The sequence below is a fragment of the Brevibacterium sp. 239c genome (genome assembly GCF_900169365.1).
Classification (GTDB): Bacteria; Actinomycetota; Actinomycetes; order Actinomycetales; family Brevibacteriaceae; genus Brevibacterium.
The window spans coordinates 16,380-42,820 of sequence record NZ_FXZH01000012.1 but is presented as its reverse complement, the minus strand read 5'-3'; the positions used below and the strand labels follow the sequence as shown (position 1 = coordinate 42,820).

At 63.0% G+C, this 26,441-nt stretch carries 23 protein-coding genes and 1 pseudogene; 7 read left to right on the top strand and 17 right to left on the bottom strand.

The window, feature by feature from the left end:
• Positions 1-14: 14 nt before the first annotated feature.
• The 6 genes and pseudogenes from BSP239C_RS12100 to BSP239C_RS20755 form a co-directional block, all read right to left on the bottom strand.
• A complete protein-coding gene (locus BSP239C_RS12100) occupies positions 15-941 on the bottom strand; it encodes an urease accessory protein UreD (protein ID WP_101573191.1) in 927 nt (308 codons plus the stop codon).
• Positions 919-1,635, bottom strand: coding sequence for an urease accessory protein UreF (locus tag BSP239C_RS12095; protein WP_101573189.1), 717 nt, complete (start codon positions 1,633-1,635; stop codon positions 919-921). Before BSP239C_RS12095 ends, BSP239C_RS12100 begins: the two co-directional genes overlap by 23 nt.
• An 11-nt stretch (positions 1,636-1,646) precedes the next feature.
• Positions 1,647-3,360: pseudogene (locus tag BSP239C_RS12090) on the bottom strand (urease subunit alpha).
• On the bottom strand, positions 3,353-3,661 hold the full coding sequence (locus tag BSP239C_RS21370) for an urease subunit beta (RefSeq protein ID WP_374701031.1): 309 nt from the start codon (positions 3,659-3,661) through the stop codon (positions 3,353-3,355). The pseudogene BSP239C_RS12090 and the gene BSP239C_RS21370 overlap by 8 nt, the downstream one beginning before the upstream one ends.
• Before the next feature lie 305 nt (positions 3,662-3,966).
• Positions 3,967-4,269: an urease subunit gamma gene (ureA, locus tag BSP239C_RS12080; RefSeq protein WP_101573187.1), complete on the bottom strand. Its 303-nt coding sequence runs from the start codon at positions 4,267-4,269 to the stop codon at positions 3,967-3,969.
• 581 nt (positions 4,270-4,850) lie between these two features.
• Complete coding sequence (locus BSP239C_RS20755; protein ID WP_180959000.1) at positions 4,851-5,198, bottom strand: DUF559 domain-containing protein; 348 nt, start codon at positions 5,196-5,198, stop codon at positions 4,851-4,853.
• Between the two features lie 307 nt (positions 5,199-5,505).
• On the opposite strand from BSP239C_RS20755, the gene BSP239C_RS20750 reads away from it, so the two are divergent.
• Entirely contained in the window at positions 5,506-5,643 is a 138-nt protein-coding gene (locus tag BSP239C_RS20750; RefSeq protein ID WP_180958999.1) for a hypothetical protein, read from the top strand.
• A 597-nt stretch (positions 5,644-6,240) separates the two neighbouring features.
• Here BSP239C_RS20750 and BSP239C_RS12070 read toward each other — a convergent pair.
• From BSP239C_RS12070 to BSP239C_RS20745, 6 genes are all read right to left on the bottom strand, one after another.
• Positions 6,241-6,996, bottom strand: coding sequence for an ABC transporter ATP-binding protein (locus BSP239C_RS12070; RefSeq protein WP_101573183.1), 756 nt, complete (start codon positions 6,994-6,996; stop codon positions 6,241-6,243).
• The gene (locus tag BSP239C_RS12065) at positions 6,993-8,177 is read right to left on the bottom strand and encodes an iron chelate uptake ABC transporter family permease subunit (RefSeq protein WP_257930192.1); all 1,185 of its coding nucleotides are present in this window, start codon (positions 8,175-8,177) and stop codon (positions 6,993-6,995) included. The genes BSP239C_RS12070 and BSP239C_RS12065 overlap by 4 nt, the downstream gene beginning before the upstream one ends.
• 8 nt (positions 8,178-8,185) lie before the next feature.
• Positions 8,186-9,307, bottom strand: a complete 1,122-nt coding sequence (locus BSP239C_RS12060) for an ABC transporter permease (RefSeq protein WP_257930191.1) — start codon at positions 9,305-9,307, stop codon at positions 8,186-8,188.
• A 97-nt stretch (positions 9,308-9,404) separates the two neighbouring features.
• Positions 9,405-10,397, bottom strand: a complete 993-nt coding sequence (locus tag BSP239C_RS12055) for a siderophore ABC transporter substrate-binding protein (protein WP_101573181.1) — start codon at positions 10,395-10,397, stop codon at positions 9,405-9,407.
• Positions 10,398-10,584: 187 nt separating this feature from the next.
• Entirely contained in the window at positions 10,585-11,604 is a 1,020-nt protein-coding gene (locus tag BSP239C_RS12050) for an inositol monophosphatase family protein (RefSeq protein WP_101573179.1), read from the bottom strand.
• A gap of 442 nt (positions 11,605-12,046) precedes the next feature.
• Entirely contained in the window at positions 12,047-12,202 is a 156-nt protein-coding gene (locus BSP239C_RS20745; RefSeq protein WP_180958998.1) for a hypothetical protein, read from the bottom strand.
• 414 nt (positions 12,203-12,616) lie between these two features.
• On the opposite strand from BSP239C_RS20745, the gene BSP239C_RS12045 reads away from it, so the two are divergent.
• Positions 12,617-15,562, top strand: coding sequence for an FAD-binding and (Fe-S)-binding domain-containing protein (locus tag BSP239C_RS12045; RefSeq protein WP_101573177.1), 2,946 nt, complete (start codon positions 12,617-12,619; stop codon positions 15,560-15,562).
• A 50-nt stretch (positions 15,563-15,612) separates the two neighbouring features.
• Here the strand turns inward: BSP239C_RS12045 and BSP239C_RS12040 are convergent, their stop codons facing one another.
• Both BSP239C_RS12040 and BSP239C_RS12035 read right to left on the bottom strand, forming a co-directional pair.
• Positions 15,613-16,002 carry a universal stress protein gene (locus BSP239C_RS12040; RefSeq protein ID WP_101573175.1) on the bottom strand — a complete coding sequence of 130 codons (390 nt, stop codon included), beginning with the start codon at positions 16,000-16,002 and terminating at the stop codon, positions 15,613-15,615.
• Positions 16,003-16,087: 85 nt separating this feature from the next.
• A complete protein-coding gene (locus BSP239C_RS12035; protein WP_101573173.1) occupies positions 16,088-17,050 on the bottom strand; it encodes a YafY family protein in 963 nt (320 codons plus the stop codon).
• Between the two features lie 86 nt (positions 17,051-17,136).
• Here BSP239C_RS12035 and BSP239C_RS12030 point away from each other — a divergent pair, with 86 nt between their 5' ends.
• Positions 17,137-17,733: a DinB family protein gene (locus BSP239C_RS12030; RefSeq protein ID WP_101573172.1), complete on the top strand. Its 597-nt coding sequence runs from the start codon at positions 17,137-17,139 to the stop codon at positions 17,731-17,733.
• Positions 17,734-17,840: 107 nt separating this feature from the next.
• Here BSP239C_RS12030 and aceB read toward each other — a convergent pair whose 3' ends face one another.
• Complete coding sequence (gene aceB / locus BSP239C_RS12025; protein WP_101573170.1) at positions 17,841-19,445, bottom strand: malate synthase A; 1,605 nt, start codon at positions 19,443-19,445, stop codon at positions 17,841-17,843.
• A gap of 284 nt (positions 19,446-19,729) precedes the next feature.
• Positions 19,730-21,040 carry an isocitrate lyase gene (gene aceA / locus BSP239C_RS12020; RefSeq protein ID WP_101573168.1) on the bottom strand — a complete coding sequence of 437 codons (1,311 nt, stop codon included), beginning with the start codon at positions 21,038-21,040 and terminating at the stop codon, positions 19,730-19,732.
• Between the two features lie 177 nt (positions 21,041-21,217).
• Here aceA and BSP239C_RS12015 point away from each other — a divergent pair, with 177 nt between their 5' ends.
• A complete protein-coding gene (locus tag BSP239C_RS12015; protein ID WP_101573335.1) occupies positions 21,218-22,669 on the top strand; it encodes a helix-turn-helix transcriptional regulator in 1,452 nt (483 codons plus the stop codon).
• Positions 22,670-22,706: 37 nt separating this feature from the next.
• Here the strand turns inward: BSP239C_RS12015 and BSP239C_RS12010 are convergent, their stop codons facing one another.
• Positions 22,707-24,263, bottom strand: a complete 1,557-nt coding sequence (locus tag BSP239C_RS12010; protein WP_257930189.1) for an FAD-dependent oxidoreductase — start codon at positions 24,261-24,263, stop codon at positions 22,707-22,709.
• A gap of 37 nt (positions 24,264-24,300) precedes the next feature.
• On the opposite strand from BSP239C_RS12010, the gene BSP239C_RS12005 reads away from it, so the two are divergent.
• From BSP239C_RS12005 to BSP239C_RS11995, 3 genes are all read left to right on the top strand, one after another.
• Entirely contained in the window at positions 24,301-25,512 is a 1,212-nt protein-coding gene (locus tag BSP239C_RS12005) for a site-specific DNA-methyltransferase (RefSeq protein WP_101573163.1), read from the top strand.
• 92 nt (positions 25,513-25,604) lie between these two features.
• Complete coding sequence (locus BSP239C_RS12000; RefSeq protein WP_101573161.1) at positions 25,605-25,889, top strand: FmdB family zinc ribbon protein; 285 nt, start codon at positions 25,605-25,607, stop codon at positions 25,887-25,889.
• Positions 25,890-26,097: 208 nt separating this feature from the next.
• A complete protein-coding gene (locus tag BSP239C_RS11995; protein WP_101573159.1) occupies positions 26,098-26,394 on the top strand; it encodes an antibiotic biosynthesis monooxygenase in 297 nt (98 codons plus the stop codon).
• The last annotated feature ends 47 nt before the right edge of the window (positions 26,395-26,441 follow it).

The window sequence follows — 26,441 nt, the reverse complement described above, 5'->3', positions numbered from 1 at the left end:
GTGGGGTACGGCAGTCACCGGGGTACGGCCGACCATCCGGTCTGCCTCCCCCAAGGTTCGCCGAGTTCGGCCAGTGACGCGTCGAGGCGTTTGCGCAGCGCCAACGCATCATCGCCGAGTGCATTGATCTGCACGCAGGTCTCATCGATGGGCAGCAGCGCCGAACGCGGATCGGAGATCGCGGTCGCCTGTGGCAGACCACCCTCGGGTTCGACGATGACGACCGAGCCGACCCCCAGCGCACCGCCGGCCACGGCCGGTGAGTCGAATCCGATGCTGGCCGGACCGAGGTCGAAGCGTTGGATGCTCAGCGGGCGACCACCTCGGCGAACGTTGAGGCGCGAGCTGAGGTTGCCGGGGTCCTCACCGTGACGTCCGAGGACGAGTTCCTCCCGGTAGAACAGGCGGGCATCCTCGGCCAGGTCGATGTCGACCTGATGGGTGTGGTCGCAGGCTTGGGCGGCGATGACGGGTTCGGGTACCCAGATGAGGGTGCCCCCGGCTTCGACCGTGACCCGGCAGTGCATGAGCGAAGGTGCGCCGTGGGCGCCGGGCAGGACGAGAGTGGCCGAGACCTCGCGGATGAGCAGTGTTGAACCGGCACCGACATGGACATCGAAGACGTAATGGTCTCCGCCTAGCGGACCCGCGGCCGCGGTCGTCAGAGCCACTCGGGCAATGTCCGGGTCGCCGTCGACGTAGGGTTCGAAGCCGCTGGCACCGGTGGGACGCGGCACCAGCGGCGCCTGCCGGCGCAGGCCGGAGACGCGGGACCGAGGTGCTCCCGTACGACCGGTGCCGTCGAGTTCCGTGGCCACGGAGGCTCGGCAGGTCATGCCGCTGGCAGAGCCGTCAGAGCTGGCGAAGCCGGCAGTCTGGGACCCCGTCGTCCGGTGAGCCAGCGGTGCCGTCTCGTCGTTATGAGGCGAAGAGTCGAACATTGTCCCCCTCGTGCAGTTCGGAGGCGAAATCGGACAGCGGTGCGCTCAGCGCCGGAATCTCGGCCGCACTTCCTCGACCCAGTTCAGCCGCTTTGTCGGCGGCGGCATCCAGATCGGCGGCAAGGTCGATGACGGCACCGTGGGCTTGGAACGGGTCGATGTGCATGAGCTTCACCGCGGCCGTGGCCGGCCCGGTCACCGCCTCATGCAGCACCACTGCCGCCGTGTCCGCGGCGTCCAGTCCCAGCACACGACCGATGACGCCGTAGACGAGCGGCTGTTGGAGTCCCTTCGGGAACTCTTCGAGCAGCGGATGCGGGTGGATGCTGCGCATCGACCGCAGGAGCAGGGTCCCCAGCCACGCGCCGATCCGGCGCAGGGCCGGAGACGGGGTGCGGGCGAGGAGCTCGGCATCAAGCTCGGCCAGGGCCGCTTCGACCTCGGACGTGATGACGCCGGACCCAGCTCTCGCCTCGGCGTCGGACCGATCCCCCACCGAGTGCCAGGCGGCAGCGGCGAAGGCGGCGTTCATCAGGCCGGTGGTGTGCAGTCGCCCGCGCAGGAAATCGCGCAGACCGTCCACATCGTTCACCCAGCCCTGCCGGATCGCCTGTTCGAGCCCGCCGGAATGAGCATAGCCGCCCGAGGGCAGGCGCCCATCACCGAGGATGAGCAGTGCAGCGCGTGTTCTCATCCGCCCCTTCCTCAGAACAGGAAGTAGCGCTGAGCCATGGGCACGAACTCGGCGGGCCGGTGCTCGATGAGCTCTCCATCGACCTTGACCGCATAGGTGTCGGTATTCACCTCGATGTGCGGGCGGGCCGAGTTTTCGATCATGTCGTCCTTCGTCACCTTCCGCGTCGAGGTGATCGGCACGAAGTCGCGCTGGACCTTATCGAGCTTGCCCGCGATGTCGTCCTCGATGGCCTGCTCGGACACGAACGCAAGGCTCGTGGCTGCCGCCGAGGCGGACCGGAAGTTGAAACCGAGACGTTCGGACACCGGCTGTGGGGTCGGGATCGAAGCGTTCGGATCACCGAGTGCGGCGACCGCTGCCATCCCGCCCTTGAACACTGTGTGCGGCCGGACGGCGAACATCGACGGCTGCCAGAGCACGAAGTCAGCAAGCTTGCCCGGTTCGATCGATCCGACATAGGAGTCGATGCCGTGGGCGATGGCCGGGTTGGCCGTGTACTTCGCGATGTAGCGCCGTGCTCGGTTGTTGTCGGCCCCGGTCGTCTCCGGCCAGGGGCCCGCGCAGCTTCTTCATCTGATGGGCCGTCTGCCAGGTGCGCATGGCGACTTCACCGATGCGACCCATCGCCTGGGCGTCGGACGACATGATCGACAGGGCCCCGAGGTCCTGGAGCACGTCTTCGGCCTCGATGGTGCCGGCCCGGACACGCGATTCGGCGAACGCGAGGTCGTTGGGCACCTGCGGGTTGAGATGGTGGGCGACCATGACCATGTCGAGGTGCTCATCGACGGTGTTGACCGTGAATGGGCGGGTCGGGTTCGTCGAGGCTGGGAGCACATTGAGCTCCGAAGCGACCTTGATGATGTCGGGTGCGTGCCCGCCTCCGGCACCTTCTGTGTGGAAGGAGTGGAAGGTCCTGCCGTCGACGGCCTTGAGCATGTCCTCAACGAAGCCGGCCTCGTTGAGAGTGTCCGAGTGGATGGCGACCTGGACGCCGGTGTCATCGGCCACGGACAGGGCCTTGTCGATGACGGCCGGGGTAGCGCCCCAGTCCTCGTGGATCTTGAAGCCGGCGGCACCGCCGCGCAGCTGTTCGTACAGGGCCTCTTCGTTCATCGTGTTGCCACGACCGAGGAAGAGGACGTTGACCGGCCAGGGGTCCATCGACTCGAACATCCGTGCCAGCCACCAGGGGCCCGGGGTCGCCAGCGTTGCCTTCGAACCCTCGGTGGGTCCAGTGCCGCCGCCGACCATGGTCGTCGTGCCGGCCATGAGGCCGACTTCGAACTGGTCGGGGCCCACGAAATGAACGTGAGTGTCGATGGTGCCCGGTGTCATGATCAGACCATTGCCGCTGGCCACCTCGGTGTTGGGGCCGACAACGAGGTCCGGGTGGACGCCATTCATCGTGTCCGGGTTGCCGGACTTGCCGATCGCGACGAACTTGCCGTCGCGGATGCCCACGTCGGCCTTGACGACTCCCCAGTGGTCGAGGATGATCGCACCGGTGATGATCAGGTCTGGGGTTCCCTCAGCGCGAGTGCGTGAGGACTGAGCCATCGATTCGCGGGCGGACTTGCCGCCGCCGAAGACCACTTCGTCGCCTCCGACGCAGTAGTCCTTCTCGATCTCGATGACGATGTCTGTGTCGGCCAGGCGGACACGATCACCGACGGTGGGGCCGAACGATGCAACGTATTCGGACCTCGATATGTCAACCATCCAACTCTCCTCTGCATTCTCCGCGGAATCCCAGTGCGATGCGTGCACCCTGGATCGGGACGAGTTCGACTTCCTCGTCTGCGCCGGGTTCGAAGCGCATCGCACCTCCCGACATCACATTCAGCCTCTTTCCCCACGCTCGAGCTCTGTCGAATTCGAGGCCGGGGTTGACCTCGGCGAAGTGGAAATGCGATCCGATCTGGATCGGCCGGTCGGAGACGTTGGCCACGTGCAGTGCCGTGACTGCGAGTCCCGCATTGATTTCGATCGGTTCTTCCTTGAGGAAGATCTCACCCGGGATGACCCGATCCGCCGAGGTGACCGGTGCGTCATGCTCCTGCCTGGGAGCCTGACGTGAACCACCGCCTGGGCGCCGGGGCTCGCTGGGACTGCTGGGGCCCGACGACGGGTGACGCTCACGGTCGTTGTCGATGCCCGGCTCGACGATGACCATAGTTTCCGGCTCGTCGTATTCACGACCGGGATCATCGGTTGCGTGCTCGGGCTCGACCTCGCGGTCCTTCGGCTGCAGCTCTTCGTTTTCGAAGGGATTGTCGTTGACTGTGGCCTCGTCCGTGTTCTCGCCGGGGGCGTTCTCGTTGCTCATCATTGGAGCGGCCCTGTCACGGTCACGAGTTTGGTTCCGTCGGGGAAAGTCGCCTCGACCTGAACTTGGGTGAGCATTTCCGGTACCCCTTCCATGACGTCATCTCTGCTGAGTACATGTCGGCCCGATTCCATGAGATCCGCGACGCTGCTGCCGTCCCTCGCACCTTCGAGAAGGTAGGAGGTGATGACGGCGGTCGCTTCGGACAGGTTGAGTTTGAGGCCGCGTTCTTTGCGCTCCAGGGCCAATTTCCCAGCCGTGTAGATCATCAGACGCTCTTGCTCATACAAACTGAGAAACACTTTTCCCCCGGTGCGTTCGAAAGGTATGTATCAATTCGCAAAGGTGATGTGAAAGCTGCCTGTCACACCGGGCACTCGAGACCCGGGCAGGGCACGTCGAATGACGCCCTGAAGCAGCGTCTCACCCGCGAGAATACGCTCATGCACGCAACTTGACCCATCACCCTGGGGCAGTCAAGTCCACGACGGAGCTCGTCTGCGGCCGAGGTGCCAGGTCGGGGCCAACTCGCTGTCCGCGCCGCGTCAGCAGCGCGTCAGCAGCGCGTCAGCAGCGCGTCAGCAGCGCGTCAGCTCGGTGTCAACCGCTCACAATCAGCCTGCCCGCGCGGCCATGTGCCGGCGCCGGCTGGACCCATCCACGGGAGTCGGCGCGACCGGCGGACCTGGGCCAGCATGCACCTTTCCACGTGGAGCGCACTGGCCGATCACCTTTGGTGCAAGAAACTAGTTTGCAGACTGGTTTCCTGCACCAAAGGTGATGAAGAGCTGGAAGCAGCCCCCTTGCAGGCCAACTGCGCGGGCGCACAGGACACGTGGATTCAGCGTCACTGGTGCATGGGCTCATCCGTCGTCACATGAACTCATCGAACGGCACCCGTAAATTTCCTCAGCTCGGGTGCTTGGGCGTACAGCTTCGTTGCGAAACTGTTCAGGTGAAGTAAGTCCTTGAACCTCATGCGAATAATCGTGTAGCCCATGGACAGCAGTCGGTTGTGCCGGTCGCTCTCTTTGTTCATGGCCGCCCGGCCTTCGACCAGATACTTGCCTAGGCCATCGACTTCGATGATCGTCTTCGTCTCCTCATGTAAGAAGTCGACGCGGCCGACGAAGCCCCTGGCATCGCGAATGCTCACCTGCTGTTCAAATCCGCTGATCTGAAGAGCATGCAGGTCAAACGAACAGAAGCTCTCGGCGATGCTCTCGGACATCGGGTTGAGTACGTCGACCATCCGCTGTGCTGTCGCTCTGCCGGATGGGAGACGCGCGATGGCGGGGTACCAGTTCTCCACAACCCTTCCACGCGCAAGTCCCCCGAACCCAGATGGATATCCGAACCGAAGGTCGCGTTCCCCCTCGGCTCCTAAGACGGAAGCACGAAGCACTGCCTCCATGGCCGCGAACCCCGCCTGCTGTCCTTCCTGGCGCACGAGGTCCAGAGAAGTTCTGATCGGAGATGTGAGGGCCAGGTGGGAGAAGACACATTGGTCTGCCTTGTCGACTGTCCGCACGGTTCGAATGATCTCTCTCGACCGCGAGGCGCTGGTGGGATGGACGACGAAGATCGGGCCAGATCTCACTCCGAAGAGCGGAATGTCGTGGATCAATGCCGCCGAGGTTCCCCAGACTGTATCGCCGCTTCGATATCTCGAATAGCTGAGAACGCGCAGTCGACGTAGCTGCTCCTGGTACGAGAAGTCATCTTGAAGCTGGGCGGTCGTCTTCTGCGAGTGCAATTCAATCCAACTCGGATCGTCGATGAACCGTGCGATCCTTCGGTGAGCGATGTTCGGACAGTCGAGCAGGACGGTGTACACGCCGCGACACAGTCTCCGTATGCAGCATCCCTGAGCCTGACGAATTGTTCGAGTCGACACTCCTGCCGATACAAGGTCCCTGTAGTAGACGATGTTGTACATCCACCGATCATGAGTCGCAGAGGTCAGAGGATGCCAGAGTCAATTATGTGGCTGTGGACAAGCTCCAGCCATCCACAACCGATCCGCACATGAGTCGCCGGACTCTCCACAGGAGTTCTGCCCTGATTCGCGCGGCTTAGCTAGGACAGAACGATTCGCTCAACTCACCACGACCTACGGAGCCCGACGATCGCCGCGACTCTGCCGATCACCTTTCGTACGCGTTTCGATCACTTTCAGTGCACGCGACCAGTCTGCAAACTGCTCTCCTGCACCAAAGGTGATCGACACCGCGAATCACCCCGCAAGGAGCAGCACCCCGGCGCCGAACGTCTCAGTAGTACACGGCCAACCGGCCGCGGGGTCCGTCGATGACCTCGACAGGGGTGTCGAAGACGTGGGAGAGCACCTCGGGGGTCATGATCTCCTCAGGCGTTCCGAACTCGACGACGCTGCCGGTCTTCACCGCACAGATGTGATCGGCGTAGTGTCCGGCGAAGTTGATGTCGTGGAGGACGATGACGATGGTCCGCCCCATCTCAGCGGCGGCTCGGCGCAGGTGCTGCATCATCTGCACGGAATGTTTCATGTCGAGGTTGTTCAGCGGTTCGTCCAGCAGCACATAGTCGGTGTCCTGAGCCAACACCATCGCCACGTAGGCCCGCTGCCGTTGGCCGCCGGAGAGTTCGTCGATGAACCGGTCCTCGAGGTCGTTGAGCTCAAGGAAGTCGATGGCCTGAGAGATGATCTCCTCATCGGCGGCCGTCAGACGTCCCTTGGAATAGGGGAAACGGCCGAAGCCGACGAGCTGGCGGATCGTCAGCCGGGTGATGAAGTGGTTCTCCTGGCGCAGGATGGAGACGATCTTCGCCAAGTCCTTCGACTTCGTCGACGACACGTCGTATCCGGCGACCTCGATCGCCCCGTCATCGATGCCCAGCAGACGGCCGATCATCGTCAGCAGCGTCGACTTCCCGGCACCGTTGGGCCCCACCAGCGCGGTGACTCCCCCGGCGGGGATCTGCAGATCAACCGGTCCGATCTCGACGTCGTTGCTGTAGGACTTGCGGACATCGCGCAGCGTGATCACAGGCGCCCCTTTCTCATGATGACAAAGAGGAATGCGCCGCCGCCGACGACCTCGATGATGATGGATACGACGCCCTCGGCATAGAACAGGTTCTTCATAATGAAGTACGCCCCGCCGAGGACGACGAAGCCGAGGAGGCCAGCCATCGGCAGCACGTATTTGTGGTCGTAGGTGTCGGAGAACTGATAGGCGAGCATCGCGACGAGGAAGCCGAGGAAGATCATCGGTCCGATCATCGACACAGACACTGCCATGAGGATCGAGACGAAGAACAGGATCTTCATCATCTCGAACCGGTGGTTCAGCCCCAGATTGCTGGTCGTATCCCTGCCCAGGGCGAGGACGTTCAGCCGGGAAGAGCTCAGGTAGATCGCAGCGCAGGCGAGGAGGCACAGTGGGATCGAGACAGGCAGATAGCTGGCGTCCGAGTTCGAGATCGAGCCGAAGAGTCTGGCCGAGAGCACGTCGAATTCGCTCGGCGTCAGGGTCCGCTGCATGAATGTCGCGATCGATCCGAGGCCACCGCCGATGACGACGCCGATGAGGAGCATGATCGCGATGTTGCCGTATCTGCCCGAGAGCAGCCATCCGTAGAGTGCCAGCGACAGTCCCACCATGAGCAGCAGCTGCACGGTGAAGGGGACCAGCCCCTTGAGGTCGACGATCGCTGTGACGCCGAAGAAGTACATCGCCCCGGTCTGAATGGCCACGTACAGTGATTCGAAGCCCATGATCGAAGGCGTGATGATTCGGTTGTTCGTCACCGTCTGGAATGCCACGGTCGCGAACGCCTGACATAGTGCGACGATCGCGATGACGACGAGGTTCTTCATCCGCAGCTCGGCGATGAGCCAGAACCCCTCGTCGGTGATCGGCAGGGGGTTGTCCCAGGCCAGGAGCCCCAGGGCGATGGCCGCCGAGGCGATGACGAGCCCGAACATGATCGTCCAGTACCGCCGTTTGGCCGTGGGAGTCGCCAAAGACCCGGATGATCGCCGAGGCGGCCCTCCGTCCCGCTTCACCGTGATCGGTCGGCGCTTCTTCGAGGTCGGTCGGTGCTTCTTCGGGGTCGGTCGGCGCTTGGCCGACCTCGACTCCTGCTTCCTGGATCTCACCCGGTTCGTGGCCGACGGCAGCGTGGATTCTGTCGTTTCGGTCGTTCCTGTCGTTTCTGCAGTCATGGCGCGCCTCATCCTCGCTTCCGCTGTCGTAGGAGGAGACCGACGAATACCGCCGCACCGACGACCCCAAGGATGACGGAGACCGGCAGTTCGAAGGGCATGATGATGATTCGGCCGATGAGGTCGCAGATCGTGACGATCGCGATGCCCAGCAGGCACACCCAGGGCAGGTTGCTGCGCAGGTCGTCGCCGCGGATCATCGAGACGACGTTGGGCACGATGAGGCCGAGGAACGGCAGGCTGCCGACCACGACCGTGACGATGCCCGTGGCGGTGGCCACGAGGATGGTGCCGATGAGGATGATCTGGCTGTAGTTGACTCCGACGTTCGTCGCGACCTCTTTGCCCAGACCTGCGACGGTGAAGCGGTCAGCGGTGATGAAGACGGCGATGACGACGATGACGACGACCCAGAGGATTTCGTACTGCCCCCGCAGAATCGACGTGAAGCTGCCGGCGAACCAGATGCCCAGGCTCTGGAGCATATCTGTCTGGACGGCGATGAAGGTCGAGATCGCGCCGACCACCGCGCCGAGCATGATGCCGACGATGGGCACGATGAGTGATGATTTCAGCGAGACTCGGCGCAGGAACAGGAAGAAGACGAGCGTGCCGATGAAGGCGGCGAAGACGGCCCCGATCATCCGGGCCAGGATCGAGGCATCCGGGTAGATGATGACAGTGAGCATGAGTCCGAGGCCGGCCCATTCCGTGGTGCCGGTCGTCGTCGGCTCGACGAAGCGGTTCTGCGTCAGCAGCTGCATCACCAGACCGCACATAGCCATCGCAGCACCGGAGAGAACGAGTGCGATGGTGCGCGGCACACGGGTTATCTGGAACATCTCTGCACCGCCGTCGCCGCCGAAGACGTCGTAGACACCGGTGAAGAGGGAGACTACGAGGAGCAACGCGACACCGATGAAGCCCGCGAGCAGCTTCCAGCTCAGCAGTGGGTTCTTCGCCGTGCCAGCAGGGCTGGTGATCGGGCTCTTCACTGCCTCGGGGGCACTGGCCTCGGGGCCCTTCGCCGCCCTGTCGTGCGCTGCGGCACCCGACTTCGCCGAGGCGGTGCTCGTGTCCGTGGTTGCGCCACCCCGCCCATCGGGTGGTCTGTTGTCTGTGCTCGTCATCCGGTCGTTCTCATTCGTGACAAGGCGGTGGATGGGCCGGGGCTCATCCACCGCCGTAGTGGCGCTCCCAGATCAGGAGGCTTTCGTCGTGCTGGTCTTACTTCTGCCCTTCGAGCTGATCCGCGAAGGTGTCGAAGAACTCCGTGTACGTCTGGATGCCTTCATTGAGGTAGGTGTCCTCTGGGAAGTAGACGATCTTGTCGTCCTTGATCGCGGGAACGTCCTTGAGCGCTTCAGACTTCTCGAGGACTTCGGCAGCCGGTGCCGAGCCTTCATCGCGTTTCTCGGGCGCGAATGAAGCATCACGATCCATGACGATCATGAGATCGGGGTCGGAGTCTGCGATGGCTTCGACGGAGATGTCATCTCCCTGGTGATCTTCGCTGCTCGCATCGACTTCGAGGGACGGGGTCAGGTCGAGGATGTCGAAGACCGGTCCGACGGTGCGTCCGACCGAAGGTGCGGAGTAGCCGATGTCACCCGCCGAGGTGATGAGGCCCATGGCCTTGTCGTTGCTGTCATAGGCGGTTTTGGCTCGCTCGACCGCGGCATCGTAATCCTCGATGATCTTCTTCGCCTCATCCTGTTTGCCGAAGACCTCCCCCAGAGTTGTCGTCTGGCGTTTGAGTTCGGAGCCGAAGTCCTCACCGTCGCGAGGGTCGAGTTCGAGCACGGTGGCCTCGGGGGCCAGCTTCGCGAGGTCGTCGTGGAACTGCGAGAATCGCTGACCGTTGATGATGAGGTCTGGTTTGGCCTCGACGACCTTTTCGAGGTCGGGCTCGCGGTGCGAGCCGAGGTCGAGGACCGAGTCGTCTTTCGTGTAGCTGAGATCTGAGGACATCAGGGAAACAGCGCCGGCACTGAGTTCGATGCCCCAGGTGTCGAGAGTTTCGAAGGTGCGGTTGTCTGTGGCAACTACAGAGGAAGGCGGGCTCGCCACGGTCTGCGCACCGTTGTTGTCCTCGATGTCGATGGTGCTGCCGGAAGCTGCGTCGGCGCCGGTGTCTTCGGCGGCAGCTTGGCCGCAGCCGGCCAGTGCGAGTGCAACCACGCCGGCCAGGGCGCTGAAACGGAGACGAGACGAAACCATGGTGATCTACTTCCTGCAAAAGTCATTGATGACAGATGAACACGAACTGTGAATTAGCTTAGCCTAAGCTTCACGCAATACGTGACAGCAATCTATCGTTATTCATCTCACATTGACAATAGAAGTAGTTTATGGCCTGGTCAGACAGGGAGCACCGGTGGGTGGAGTCACCGACAGATGGGCCGCATCAGATCGAGTCGATAAGACGCCTGGCTTCCTGCTCGGTTGCCGCGGCCGCAGTGGGGCCACCGGACCCACCCCGCGACACATGAGCACCGGCTTCCGCGGCAATGACGCCGCCACCGGCATAGTCATAGATCCCGAGGCCGCGCTCGGCATAGCTGTTGACCTTGCCTTCGGCGAGCATGCAGAGATCGATGGCGGCCGATCCGCAGCGCCGGATATCGTCGTAACCCTCCATCAGGGTGAACAGCTTGGCCAGCTGCGGTCCGCGGTTGTCGCCGGTATAGGCAAAGCCCGTGGCCAGCAGCCTGCCGGAGAGTCCATCGGGCGTCCCGCGCAGACGCCGGGCAGGGATGCCAGACGCCGAATCGCCACCATTCGTCGAATCACCGCTCTCCGTCGAATCGCTACCCGACATTGATCTCCCAGCCGCAGACAGGCGACCTTCAATGCGATAGGAACCACGGCCCTTCACGCCCACCCAAGTGGCATTCAATCCCGGCGAAGCAACGAGACCGATGAGCCAGCCCTCGTCGCCCAGGCCGCGCCCGTGCGACTCGCCAGCCTCGCAGACCCCGACGGAGAAGGCATAGTGCTCGATGTTGCGCACATAGTTGACGGTGCCGTCGATGGGGTCGACGTGCCACTCCAGCGGCGCACCATCATCGCTCATGTCGAGGAGATCATTGCGGCTGGCGTCAAAGCAGTTGAGCTCACGCACGAACTGCGCATCGAAGAAGTCGATGGGATCCAGTGCCGGCGCACCCTCCTCACCGACCATCGTGTCTGCAGGGCGGACCTTCGCCAGGTACCCGCGGACGAGTGATTCGATCTGCGCATCTGCGAGAGTCACGAGGTCGTTGGGCGAAGTCTTCGTGTCCACCACCGAAGCATCAAGCTGCGCACCGAGGGAGCTGCGCCAGGCCACCATCTGCTCCCACGCCATCGCGGAGAGGTCCGAGGCGATGCGGATCAATGGCAGATCGTTGACAGCATTGGGCAGAAGGTCGGTCTCTGAGCTCATAGTTCAACTCTAGTCGGCCCCGAACGGGCTTCCCCTGTAACAACACTGCAATACAGGCCCGAGTGTGTACTTCTTGTATCTAAGCCGCTTTGATTCAGAATTCAAGGGAACTCGAAGCCTCGAGTTCAACCAACTGAACTTCACCACGGGCAACCGAAATCGATACTCCGGAACCAGGCTTCTCGATCACATGACCGCTGGGTCGAAAGAGCCGTTCACCGACCCTGGGAAATCGCCTGTCTAATGCCACATGCATGCTTTTCACAGGATTTCCACAATAAAGCACTGTTGTTATCAATCAGTAATGAAACGAATGACTCAGGTCACCATTGGGCACCCAAGGCGCACCTCGGGTGCGGATCACGTCACTGTGATGCGCAGGCCCACCGGGCGCCTCGGCCCACCGTCTGTCAGCTGACGCTCAAGCAGCGCCCTCCTAACCCTATTTCGCGGGGGTTGGCACGGATGTCGCGGTCTCAGTGCGCTGGATCGGACCATGCCTGCGCACGATCTCCTGCACCGCCTGCGAGGAGGTGCCTGCCGCCTCGGCGATGGACCCGAAGGTGGCCCCTTCTTCACGAGCACGAAGAATCGCCATCACGTAATCTGTATTGACTTTGGCTCGCTGACGAGAAACCTTACGAACGGCACCAACTAAGGCTGTCTGGTCAACTGTTAATTCACGGGCGCGGCGCGACATGGTTTCTTCCCTTACTTATGTCTGTGGCTCGATGCCAGCTAGATGTGTAGTTCCATTAAATACCACGTATATGACAATAGGCCAATTATTCCCGAATTATAGAAGTTCAGGCGCATTTTCGGTCGTTTACATAACGGTTGTGTAACGTTTGCTGAATTTCCTGCTCTGCGCGATCTGGCCATCCCGCCCAGAGACGGTGCCATCCCACTCACCGTCGAAGGAGTACCTCACCGACTACTGAAGTGGCAGAATGCGGACATGACCACATTGGCTCACAGCTCCAGTGCACCTCGGAACTCTGCGGAGACAGAGATGTCTCTCGCCGATGTCCTCCTGACCGAGCTCCGGTCTGCGGGGGTTCGCGACTTCAGCGTCGATGACACCGATCGTGCCGCGTACACCACCGATGCCTCCCTATTCCGCCTGGTGCCCCAGGCAATCGTGTTCCCGCATGACGAGGCCGACGTCTCGCGCACACTGGCGATCTCGCGTCGTCTGGGAGTACCCATCACCAGCCGCGGCGCCGGCACCTCGATCGCCGGCAATGCGATCGGCACGGGAATCATTCTCGACTTCTCCCGCCATATGAATGAGGTCCTCTCACTCAACCCCGATGCGCAGTCCGCATGGGTTCAGGCCGGATGCATCCACGCTTCTCTGCAGACGCAGGCGCGGCCGCACGGGCTGCGTTTCGGCCCGGATCCCTCAACCCATACGCGCTGCACGATCGGCGGGATGATCGGCAACAACGCCTGCGGGCCACGCGCTCTGGGCTACGGGCGCACCGGCGACAACATCCTGGCGCTGGTCGTCATGCTCGTCGACGGCACCATCGTCACCCTCGACGACACCGACTCGTCCGAGCAGTTCCCGCGTCTGCATGAACTCGTGGCCGGGCAGCTGGGCACCATCCGGACGAGTCTGGGCACCTTCTCACGGCAGGTCTCCGGGTACGGGCTGGAGTCCCTGCTCCCGGAGAACGACTTCGACCTGCGCCGGGCCTTCGCCGGGACCGAGGGCACCTGGGGCATCGTCCTCGCTGCGAAGATGCGTCTGGTCAAGGACCCCACCCATACCGCGGCGGTGGTGCTCGGATTTGAAAACATGGTTGCCGCCGCACATGACGCTCCCCTGTTGAAGGACTTCCCGGTCGCAGCCTGCGAGGGCCTCGACTCGCGCATGCTCGATCGGGTCATCGAAACCAAGGGCGCCGAGGCGGTCCCCCACCTGCCAGAGGGCGCGGGCTGGCTCGTCGTCGAGCTCACCGGCGAGGATGAAGCCGAACTGGTCGATGAGACGAAGCGCCTGATCAGGGAGTCCAGCTCCCTGGACTCGGCGGTTCTCGGCCCCCAGGCCGCCGCCGAGGTGTGGGCGATCCGCGCCGATGGTGCCGGCTTGGTCTCCCGCACACCCGATGGTCGTGACGCCCACGCCGGGTGGGAGGATTCCGCGGTTCCGGTGGAGCACCTCGGCGACTATCTGCGTGATCTGATGGACCTGCTCACCGAGCATGGCCTGTGGGGCATTCCCTACGGGCACTTCGGCGACGGCTGCCTGCACATGCGCGTGGACTTTCCACTCGACGATCCCGACGGGCCCGAGGTGATGCGCACATTCATGGTCGCAGCGACGAAGCTCGTGGCGCGCTACGGAGGATCCGTCTCCGGTGAGCATGGCGACGGTCGGGCCAGGTCCGAGCTGCTGCGCCTCATCTATCCCCCGGCGGTGCTCGACCTGTTCAAGGAGGTCAAGGAGCTCTTCGACCCGCAGTACCTGCTCAACCCCGGAGTCATCGTCGACCCGGATGCCCTCAGCGAATCACTGCGCCTGACCCGGCTGCCGCTGCGCGAAGAGCTGCCAGGCAAGTTGGCGATGGCCTACGAAGGAGAGTCGGCAGGGTTTGCCTCGGCCGTGCACCGCTGCACCGGCGTGGGCAAGTGCCGCGCCGACTCCGCCGATACCGGTGGAGTCATGTGCCCGTCTTACCAGGCCACCCGCGATGAACGGCACTCCACGCGCGGTCGCGCCCGGGTGCTGCAGGAGATGGTCTCCGGTGACCTTCTCGACTCCTCGTGGCAGTCCCCCGAAGTCGCCGATGCGCTCGACCTCTGTCTGTCCTGCAAGGCGTGTGGCACCGAGTGCCCGACGGGCACGGACATGTCCACGTACAAAGCGGAGGTCCTCTACCAGTCCTATAAGGGCAGACTGCGGCCGATGAAGCATTATTCGCTCGGGTTCCTGCCGCAGTTGGCGCGGGTCATCACGCCATTGGCTCCCGTGGTCAACCGAGTCTCGGGTCTGCCCGGACTCACGACCGTGGCCAAGAAGCTGTCCGGGATCGACGTGCGCCGATCGATCCCGCAGTTCGCGGCGACGACGTTCAAGAAGTGGTGGTCCACCACGGGCACCACCCCCGCCGAGGTGGGGCCCAGGAATTCGGGTGCACCTGGGGCAGGTGCCAGGGCGAATACACGTGAGGTGATTCTGTTCGCCGATTCGTGGTCGAATCATTTCGCACCGCGCATCCTCGCCGCCGCCGTTGCCGTGCTCGAACGCGCGGGTGTCACGGTGCGCGTCATCGACCAGACCGTGTGCTGTGGCCTGCCCTTGATCTCGACCGGTCAGCTCGACGCGGCGAAGGCGAACCTGGGAGCGACGATCAGCGCGCTCGATGCCACCGGGGATGTGCCCATCATCGGGGTCGAACCCTCATGTCTGGCGACCCTCAAGGATGATTCGCAGAAGCTTCTGGCCGATGAGGCCTCGGCCCGGGTCGCCGCACGCGTGCAGACCTTTGCCCAGTACCTCCTCAGCGTGGGTGCCGAACTGCCACGGCTGGACGAGGTCGAAGCACTCGTGCAGCCGCACTGTCATCAATCGGCGATCTTCGGCAACGCCGCCGACAAGGAGCTGCTGGCCAGGACCGGCGCCGCGGCGAAGTTCCTGGGCGGCTGCTGCGGTCTGGCAGGGAACTTCGGCGTCGAAGAAGGCCATTACGAAACCTCCGTCGCCGTGGCCGAGGTGGCTCTGCTGCCGGCCCTGCGCAAACAGGAAGCGCTGCACAAGCGGACACCGAACGCGGTCGGGGCTGGAGGACCAGCGGGGACAGGTGAGGCTGCCGGTGATGGTGACCGAACACGAGTCGTGCTGGCCGATGGCTATTCCTGTCGGACTCAGATCGCTGACCTCAGCAACGCCCAGGGTGTGTCGCTGCCGGAGTTGCTCGCCTGGGGCTGGGGTCTCGAACCCACTCGATGAGCGAGGGCTCAGACACACGTTGCCCAGGTTCCTGCGCACGCCGCCTGGGCTCAGGCTTTGGCGGTGAGGACCGGAACTTCGGCTTCGAGCAGGATTCGCTGGGCCTGTGAGCCGAGGATGAATTTGCCGATGGCTGAGCGTTTGCGCAGTCCGATGACGATGAGCTGAGCGTCGTGTTCTTCGACGAGCTCGTTCAGGGTTCCGGGCAGATCATCTTCGTGATCGGGCTGGAGCACCTCGACCTCGACGTCCGAATCCTTGCCCAATGCGACGATTCGGTCGATGACGTCCTGGTCGATCTCGGTCGGGGTTCCACTGGCTCCGCGTCGTTGAGAGTTGATCACGACAGCATTGCTCGACCGAAGTTTGGCCTCTGCGAAGCCCGCGCGCAGAGCTGCTTCACCCTCAGGAGCAGGAAGATAGCCAATGAGAATCGTCATAGCAACAAGTATATTGGCTCTGCCCTGATTAGTTCATTCTCGTGTCATCGTGAGGACATCTCAGGGCCTTCACGACCGGCCCTGCTCACTTGGGCCTCCCGCTCATTTTGGCCGCCCGCTCACCAAGGTCGCGCAGTGCGTCCAAGAGTTCCGGGGGCTGGATCACTCGACATTCCACGGGAGTCGCCGCGGTGATCACGGCCGCCCATCCGAGGTCCTCGACACCGAACTCGATGCGGGCGCCGTCGTCGGTCTTCGTGATCGTCGCCGTCCTTGTAGGGAACCACGCTTTGGTCTCGGCCACTGTGGCATCGACATCCAGGATCACGGTGTGGCGGTACGCGTCGGTGGTGACGGCGGAACTCACCGCCGCCTCGGCGTCGGGATGGTCTCTGGGCGAGAAGGCGAAGGTCGTTTCGTGAACCTGAGTCATCCGATCGAGGCGGAATACGCGCCAGTCGCTGCGGGTGAGATCCCAGGCATAGAGATACCAGTGCGCGCCGAGAACCACCAGCTGCACCGGCTCCACCCGGCGCTCCATCGCCGTCGCGCGTGAGCTGTCGGCTGGCTTCCGCTTCATGTGGGTGAACGTCAGGACGCTTCGAGACGTAATCGCCGAGGCGGTCGTCATCACCGATGTCATGTCGACTCCAGGCTCGTGACCAGCCAGAACAGAGACCGCCGTGCTGATGTCCCCGATCATCTCGCGCATCACAGCAGGCAGCATTTCGCGCAATTTCGCGGTGGCTGAATCGGCGTTCGACGTACCCAACCCGGCTCCGTTGAGCAGTGCCAAGCCGAGCGCTGTGGCCAGTGCTTCACCGGCCTCGAGCTGCAGCGGGGGCAGGACGGTGCGCGAGTGAGCGCGGTATCCGCCGGCCGCGCTCGGGGTTGATTCGATGACATATCCGAGCTGCCGCAGGCTCGTGATGTCACGGCGAATGGATCGCGGGGTGACACCGAAGTGTGCGGCCAGCTCAGTCGCGGAGTAGGTCCGTCCCGAAGCCACCATCCCCAGCAACGACAGCAGACGGAAATCAGCGGTCATAGCGGACAGTATATGTCCGCAATCGGTCAGATACTTGTGTCACAGGTCCGGACGACCGGATCAACGACTGACATTCAGGAGATCCCATGCCATTCTTCGCCCCCTCAGTGACAACCGAGGCCGACGCCCTGTTCGCCTTCCTCGAGCAGCAGTGCACCCAACTCAAGCTCACTGCACGCGACCTCACTGACGAGCAGGCCCGCACCGCCCCGACTGCGAGCGCGCTGAGCATCTCCGGCCTCATAGCTCATGCGGCACAGGTCCTCAACGGTTGGCTGCTGCAGGTGAAGGCACCTGACCGCTATATCGATGAGGAGGAATATCCGACAATCAACGACGGACTCGGCCTTGAAGGAATGTTCGATGGGTCTGCGCTCCCCGACCTCGACATCGTCGACGTGGTGGCGATCTTTGAGAAGGCCGTCGCCGAGATCGACGTGGCTCGTCGGGCCGTGGACGAGAACGGAACCGACCTCGGCACCGTCGTACCGATGCCCGGCAATCCGTGGATGCCCAAGGACTTCGTCATGAATGTCCGATGGATCCTATGCCATCTCACCACCGAGATCGCTCGCCATGCCGGACACGCCGACATCATCCGTGAGTCCATCGATGGTGCGATCGCCTACCAGCTCAACGCCCAGGCCGACGGTCAGCCCTGGCCACCCGAGGGGTGGAGCTGAGGGATGGAGCTGAGGCCACACAAAACTGCCCGAGTCTGGAAGACGCAACTGATACCTGTTGCGTTCCCAGACTCGGGCAGCGGGCTATGTCAGCCGGCGGATGGCGATCAGGCCGCGAATACGGCGCCCTTCGACACCCTGTCGACCAGGTGGTCGGTGTAGGCAGGCATGGTGAGGAATTCGGGGAAGTCCTCGCCCAGTGCGCTCTTGCGGAAGATCTCCACAGCCTCGGTGTAGTGGTCAGCGGGGTGGCGGTCGATGACAGCGAGCTCCTCGCCCATGTAGCGCTCAACCAGGTCGCGGGTGACCTGCTTCCCGTTGTCCAGTGTCACCGAGTGACGGATCCACTGCCAGATCTGTGACCGAGAGATCTCAGCAGTCGACGCGTCTTCGAGCAGGTTCTCGAGTGCGACGTTTCCGTTGCCGCCCAGCCATTCGTTCATGTAGCCGATTGCCACACGGATGTTCAGGCGAACACCTTCCTCGGTGACCGTGGTGTCCAGACCCGATACGTCGAGCATGTGCTCGGCGCAGGCATGGGCATCGACCCGGCGGTTGTCGAGCTGGTTCGGCTTGTCACCGAGCGCAGCATCGAAGACCTCCAACGCATCATTCACCAGTCCCGGCTCGGCCACCCAGGTGCCGTCGAAGCCGCGTGAGGCTTCGCGAGCCTTGTCTTCACGCATCTTCGCCAGCTCTGAAGCGACGAATTCCTTGTCCGGGTGTGTGGTCATGAGGTTGCCCATGGTCCCGATCGCGTGTGCTCCGCGGCGGTGGCAGGTCGAGACGAGACGGTCAGCGAACGCCTGCAGGAGCGGCAGACCCATTGTCAGGTGCTCACGGTCCGGCAACACCCACTTCGGGGAATTGCGGAAGTTCTTCACCAGCGAGAACAGGTAGTCCCATCCTGCTGCGTTGAGGCCGGCACAGTGGTCGCGCAGCTCCCACAGGATCTCTTCCATCTGGAACACAGCGGTGATCGTCTCAATGTGAGCGGTCGCGCGGATGGTTCCCTGCGGGATGCCCATGTAGTCCTGTGCGAAGACGAAGATCTCGTTCCACAGACGTGCTTCGCGGAAGGATTCGAGCTTCGGCAGGTAGAAGTATGGTCCCGAGCCGTTGTCGATGAGACGGCGAGCGTTATGGAAGAAGTAGAGACCGAAGTCGACCATGGCGCCCGAGGTCTCTGATTCCCTGCCCTGGTCGTCGATGCGCAGCAGGTGCTTCTCCGGCAGGTGCCAGCCGCGGGGACGCAGACCGATCGTCGGCTGTTCGCGGTTGTTCACGCCCGGCAGGTTGCCGCGGATGGCGTTGAACAGGTTGAGCTGTCCGCCGATGACGTTGCCCCAGGTCGGGCTTGTTGCGTCTTCGAGGTCGGCGAGCCAGACCTTCGCACGAGAGTTCAGCGCCGCAATGACTTCAGGTTCGGAGACGGGGCCGGTCAGCTCGACGCGTCGATCTTCGAGACCGGGTGCGCCGGTCGCTCCGGCAACCTTCCATGAGGTGTCGGCCCGGATTCCTGCGGTGTCTGGGGTGAACCTCGGGAACGTACCGTTCCGGATGCTCTGCGCCTGACGTCCGCGGACTCCCAGCAGCTTGCCCAGACGGTCGCTGAAACGATCGTGGAGCGCTGCGATGAAGTTGAGAGCGGACTCCGAGAGGATTGTGTCGAAGCCTGGTTCGATGGGGGCGTTGATTTTGATGTGAGACATGGGGCTTCTCCTCACCCGTCGGAATGTGTGCTGCTGATGTGCGTTGCGGTGGCTGTGGTGCGGTGGTGCTCTACTGTCTGTGGTGCCGTTGGTGCATTGGTGCTGTTCTTCGGTGGTGCTGGTGTCGCCGAGGTTGTGGTTGGATCTGTGATGACCGGTGTGCCGGCGCGGATCAACAGTGCAAACCCCGTGAAAACACTGTCGATCCGCGCCGAGTTCTAGATGACCGGTCCACCGACGAAATCGGTGTCCCTCGTCAAGTACCCGGTCGGGTCACCGAAGGCTCAGCTGAACTGAGCGGATTCGGTCGAACCGGCCAGAGCTGTAGTCGAGGACTCCGGGTTCAGTGCGGTCGAGACCAGGTCGAAGTAACCGGTGCCCACCTCGCGCTGGTGCTTCGTGGCGGTGTAGCCGCGGTCCTCTGCAGCGAACTCGCGTTCCTGCAGATCGACGTACGAAGTCATCTGGTTGCGGGCGTAGCCGTGAGCCAGATCGAACATCGAGTAGTTCAGAGCGTGGAAGCCGGCCAGGGTGATGAACTGGAACTTGTAGCCCATGGCTCCGAGTTCGCGCTGGAACTTCGCGATGGTGGCATCGTCGAGGTGCTTGCGCCAGTTGAACGACGGCGAGCAGTTGTAGGCCAGCATCTGGTCCGGGTACTCGGCGTGGATCGCATCGGCGAACTGCTTGGCAGCTTCGAGATCCGGTGTGGAGGTCTCCATCCACAGCATGTCCGCGTAGGGAGCGAAGGACAGTCCGCGGGCGATGCCTGCTTCGATGCCGTTCGTGATCTTGTAGAAGCCTTCAGAGGTGCGCTCACCGGTGACGAACTTCTGATCGCGCTCGTCGATGTCCGAGGTCATGAGCGTGGCTGCCTCAGCATCTGTACGGGCGATGACGAGGCTGGGCACGTTCTCGACGTCGGCCGCGAGGCGAGCCGCGTTGAGTGTGCGGATGTGCTGCGAGGTCGGGACGAGAACCTTGCCGCCGAGGTGGCCGCACTTCTTCTCCGAACCGAGCTGATCCTCGAAGTGCACACCGGCTGCGCCGGCGGAGATCATCGAGCGCATGAGCTCGTAGACGTTGATCGAACCGCCGAAGCCTGCTTCTGCGTCGGCCACGATCGGTGCGAACCAGTCGTCAACCTGCTTGTTGCCTTCTGAGCTCTCGATCTGGTCGGCACGCATGAGCGCATTGTTGATCCGACGCACGACCTGCGGCACCGAGTTGGCCGGGTAGATCGACTGATCTGGGTAAGTCTGTCCGGCGGCGTTCGCGTCGGCGGCGACCTGCCAGCCGGAGAGGTAGATGGCGTTGAGGCCGGCCTTGACCTGCTCAACTGCCTGGTTGCCGGTCAGCGCACCGAGTGCGTTGGTGTAGTCACCTGACTTGATGTCGGTGGAGGCCACCTGGTTCCACAGGCGCTCGGCACCGTGACGTGCCAGCGTGTGCTCTTCGATCAGCGAACCGCGCAGTTTGACGACATCCTCGGGCTCGTAGTCACGAGCGACTCCCGACCAGCGGGCATTGGTTGCCCAATCGCGGCGGATGGCCTCAGCATCGTGCAAGCTGCTCTGCGTGGTGTTGTCAGTCATTGTTTCTCACTCCTACTCGTTCGGGGTTGGTGAGACCAGTCTGCCGTGGGTGCAAGGGGGTCGATAGAGGTTTCTTGAATGAATAATCGACAGTTTTCCGTTTTTAGAAATTTCCCCGTTCTGTCATACTTGCTCTCACTGCATGTGAACCAGGACACGATGTCGACGGGAGCCGCCATGACAAGCAACGAGATCGATCTGAAGGACACCGACCAGGAAGCCGACACCCTCAGCATCGGTAGAAGAATCAGGTTTTTTCGCAAACAGCAAGGGCTGACCCTCACCGAGCTGGGCGAGAAGGTGGGGCGCGCAGCCTCCCAGATCTCAACGATCGAGAACGGCAAGCGAGAAACTTCTGTCACGCTGTTGAGCGCGATCGCGAAGGCCCTGCACACCGAAGTCGCCGAGCTCATCGACCCCACGCCAGTCGACGGCAGGCAGGCTCTCGAACTCGAAGCCGAACGCAACCAGGCGTCGCCCATGTACTCCTCTTTGGGTCTGCCACAGGTGCGGATCAAATCACTGCCCCACGACGCCCTCGAAGCGATCGTGGGTCTGCAGAGACAGCTCGGCCAGGTCCTCGAACGTCGAGCCGCGACTCCGGAGGAGGCTCGTCGGGCCAACCGGGAGCTGCGCGAGCGCATGCGTGAGAAGAACAACTACTTCGCCGACCTCGAGGCCCAGGCGGCTGAGCTCCTGCGCCTGGCCGGCTATGAATCGGGCACGGTCTCCCAACGGCAGACGGCGACGATCGCGGAGAAGCTGGGATTCAGCCTTCACTACGTTTCCGATTTGCCCACATCAACCCGGTCGATCTCGGACACGGCCAACAACCGCCTCTATCTGCCCAACTCCGATGCCGCCGCAGATCCGCGCTCCCATCTGCTCACGAGCCTGGCCGCACACGTACTCGGCCACGACTCTCCGAAGGATTTCAGCGAGTTCCTCCAGCAACGAGTCGAGGCGAACTATCTGGCTGCGGCGGTGCTGCTGCCGCAGAGCTCTGCCGTGCCGATGCTCGTGGAGGAGAAGAAGAGGCGTGAGATATCGGTCGAGCATCTGCGCGATATGTTCGGCGTCAGCTACGAGATGGCCGCCCACCGGTTCACGAATCTGGCCACCGAACATCTGGGTCTGCCCGTGCACTTCATGAAGGTTCACCGCTCGGGAACGATCCACAAGGCCTACTCCAACGACGGACTGCCCTATCCCACGGATCCACTTGGCGCCATCGAGGGACAGTTCGCGTGCAAACGCTTCACCTCTCGCACGGTGTTCCGTGTCGCGGACAGGTTCAGCCCCTACTACCAGTACACGGACACGCCGGAGGGCTCATTCTGGTGCACCGCACGCGTACTGCCCGGCGGTGACTTCGCCATCAGTGTCGGAGTCCCCTTCGCCCACGTGAAGTGGTTCGAGGGACGCGAATCGCAGATCCGTTCCAAGTCAGCATGCCCGGACCCCGCCTGCTGCCGTCAGGCACCCGAGGATCTCGCCGAGAAGTGGGAGAACCAGGCCCTGCCTTCGGCGCAGATGCACGCATCCCTGCTTGCGGCCGTTCCGCCCGGCGCCGTCCCCGGAGTCGATGACACCGAGGTCTACGAGTTCCTCGAACGCCACTCGGGTTAGGAGCGCTCACCTCCGCCGTTCACATCAGCTTTTCGTGTCACGCGTTCGCGTCCAGGGCCTGGTCCGCGATGCGCTCCGCGGCAGCCAGCGCCGAGGTGGCCCCTGACCTGGGGAGGCTCCTGACCATGGTGAGCCTGCCGCGCGTGGTCACGCGCAGTTCGTCGACGAGCTTGCCTCCAGCATCGATTGCCTGTGCGCGGATGCCGCGCGTTCCTGGTCGGACGGTCGATGCGTCGATGGCAGGAACGAACTTACGAACCTCTGCGACGAAGGAGGAGGAGCTGACGGCCGACTTCGCACCGCGTGCCGCGGTCTTCGCAGTCTGCGCCGCGAACTTCCAGAACCCCTTGAAGCCGACTGTCGACCCCATATCGCCGAGGTCGAAACCGTGCTTGTCATAGCGTTCGCGCCCCAAGGACACGAATGTGTTCGGGCCCAGGGACAAGGAGCCATTGACGCCCCTGACCACAGACTTCCCGGTAAACGGGGTGCCGGCATCGGGAACCGTTCCGATGATGCCCCGAACCACCTCGGTGGAGTCGTCGACACTGTAGTAGTCGCTGGTGAAGGCCACGATGCGAGGCTCCTCGTCGAAGCCGGCTGCCAACGCCAGACGGTCAGCCTGGAGACCAGCGCAGACGATGACGAGGTCAAAAACCTCCGCGTCCTCGGACCGCTCCGAACGTTCACGCTCGCGGGTACTTGGCCGTTCCTGCTCACGAGCACCTGGCCGTTCATGATCAGGGGCTCCTGGCCGTTCACGTCCCGCGGCCGGGTTGGTGAATCGGTCGCTGAGGTTGCCAATCGTATCCTCGACCTGCTTGAACCAGCCCTGCTCACCGAAACGGCTGCGCAGCTCGTCGCGGAAGTCGATGACCGGCCCAGTCGAGTCCTCACCACGATATGTCCGCGGGGCCTCGTGCACCTGATCGTCGATGTCGTCGCGAACCTGGGAATGGTCGCCACTCTCCCGCCTGTCGGCTCCGGTGTCACTGGCCGCATCCGTGTCAGGCTCGGGTGCTGCAGCACACATGCGGACGCGGACTTCGTTGCTCATCACGTCCAGGCCGGTGACCTCGGTGCCGAAGCGGAAGGTACCCCCGGCTGCGGTGACATCGGAAGCGAACGCCTCGGTCAGGGCGGTGAAATCGGTGACGGCCGTGTGCGGCGAATACAGGGCGAGGACTCCCCTGGCATTGGGTTCGACCTCGCGCATCTCGTTGCGATCGAGTAGCCGGACCCCCGGGATCGCGTTCGCCTCGGCCCGGGCGAGGATCTCTTCGAGCCGGTCGGCTTCGTCGGTGGTCTGCGCGACGAGGAGCTGCCCGCACGCGCGGTAGGGAATGCCGCGTTCGGACACGTAGGGGACCAACAGCTCAACACCTCGACGGGCGAGCTTCGCTTCCGGTGATCCTGCCTTCGCATCGAGGGTGGGATCCACGATCCCCGAGGTGTGCCCGCTCTGATGTGCGCCAACACGGTCAGCCTTATCGAAGACGGTCACTTCAGCGGCTGGAAGTCGGCCGGTGATCTCCCTGGCGAGCGCCACTCCGACGATCCCGGCACCGATCACGGCCACTCGTGAAATACTCATACAGCAATCTTGGCACCGATCGCGGAGAAGGAGAAGGATGTCGACGGCCCTGAACTGGACTGGAAAGGACGCCGCCTTCGCACTCGGCGAACGGCTGGAACAGCAGAGCCACCTCGGCGAGGTTCCGCATTTCATTCGCAATGGTGACACCCACGTTCCGGACGTCGCTGAGAATATGTTGGTCGTCGGGGACAACCTGCCGGCGCTGACCGGGCTGCTGGCCACGCATCGCGGGCGGGTCAAGGTCGTCTACATCGATCCGCCGTACAACACGGGCAATGCGCTGGCGTATAAGGATCATGGGCACGATCATGCGAGCTGGCTGAACTTCATGACGCCGCGACTCATGCTCGCACGTGAGCTCATGCGCGATGACGGCGTGATCTTCATCCACCTCGACGATGGGGAGAGCGCGTGGGCGCAGCTGCTGGGGCATGAGATCTTCGGCGAGGACAATTCGCTGGGCACCCTGATCCATCAGCGCGCGAAGGGCGGCGGCAACTCCCCCTCCTTCGTCCGCGGCCACGACTATGTTCACGTGTGGGCCAAAGTCGCTGATCAGGCGGGTGCGTTCCTGACGGAGAAGAAGGCCCCGGCGAAGCTTGAGATCATCGACGGCAAACGCATGCTCGTCGAAACGGATGTGCTGCGTGCCGGCTTCGGCCGCTACGCCCGGGGTCAGGAACGCCGGCTGATGTACGAGGACATCGTCGATGTCAAAGGAGCGAAGAAGCTCGCCGAGGTGGATGCGAAGTTGGCCTCGGGTGAATATGTTCTGCGCCAATGGGGTGCCCAGGGGAAACATGCGGTCGTGCGAGTCACGCCTGCTGAGAAGGCAAGTTCGAAGCTCTACTCGATCATCAAAGCCCTGGGCGGGCAGAACGACCTCGAAGATCTCGGACTGGGTGGGATCTTCAGCTATCCCAAACCCGTCGACCTGGTCAAGACGCTCGTGGCCTCGCAGACGTTCTTCGATCCCGACGCCATCGTCCTCGACTTCTTCGCCGGGTCCGGTACGACCGCGCAGGCAGTGATGGCTGCCAATCAGAGAGACGAAGGCTCACGGAAGTTCATCCTCGTCCAGACCCCAGAACCGCTGCAGTCGAAGAATGCGCGCAGCCTCGTGGATGCGGACTCCGAGACCGGTTTCCCTGAGATCAGCAGGCTCACCGCGGAGCGGATCCGGCGTGCCGCGAAGCGCCACGACTCCGAGTTTCATTTCACGGAGATCAGGGTGGCCGAGCAGTGAACTCTCGCTGCCACTCTTGAGTCTTTCCTGGTGACGGTGTAGGAATGAATTGAGGATTATCAGTCGGCAATGATTTCGAGAAGAGTGATCCAGTGCCCACCTACGTCTACCGATGCGAGTCCTGCGGCGACACCGAACAGGCTTTTCCGATGAGCCGGAAACCGGAGGCTGTCACCTGCCCCGACTGCCACGGAACGGCCGTCTCAGCGTTCACTTCCCCTCACCTCGGCGCCGGTTCCGGGACTGTCTTCGGAGACATCGACGCCACGAAGAAGACCGCAGAGTCACCACCAGTCATCTCGCGTGTTCCCTCCTCCAGTCGCCGTACGCAGCCGGTGAACCGGGATCCGCGGCACGCCAAGCTTCCCCGCGCCTGAGGTCGATCGGCTTCGGGGGCTTTGGCGTCCTCTTTCATCTCACGATGCTGATTCATCTCATAATGCTGAGACGGGTCGCGGTCTCATGTGGACAATTCAGCTCGGATCCAGATTTCGGTCGTAGCCTCGAGGAAGACACGAACGGTTTCGCCGTCGGTCTGTGAACCGTTGTTCTGCAGATAATTGTTCCCCAGTTTTAGGAGCCAGCATGTCCGTCGTCGCCATCAATACCCTCACCGTTCCCGAAGCGGCACGCGGTGAACTCGAGAAGCGCTTCGCGGCACGCAAGCACTCCGTCGACGGCTCACCCGGCTTCGAAGGCTTCCAGCTGCTGCGTCCGGTCTCCGGCGGCGACCAGTACTTCGTCTACACGCAGTGGGCCACACGTGAGGACTTCGAGAACTGGCGCCAGGCCCGCCAGCCCGCACACGAAGCCAACGGCAAGGAGCCCGTCTCGGAGCAGGCCAATCTTCTCGAGTTCGAGGTCGTCGACCTCGGCGAGTGATCTCCAAGCAGGTCTGCCCTCACCGATCGGTGGGGGCAGACCTGTCT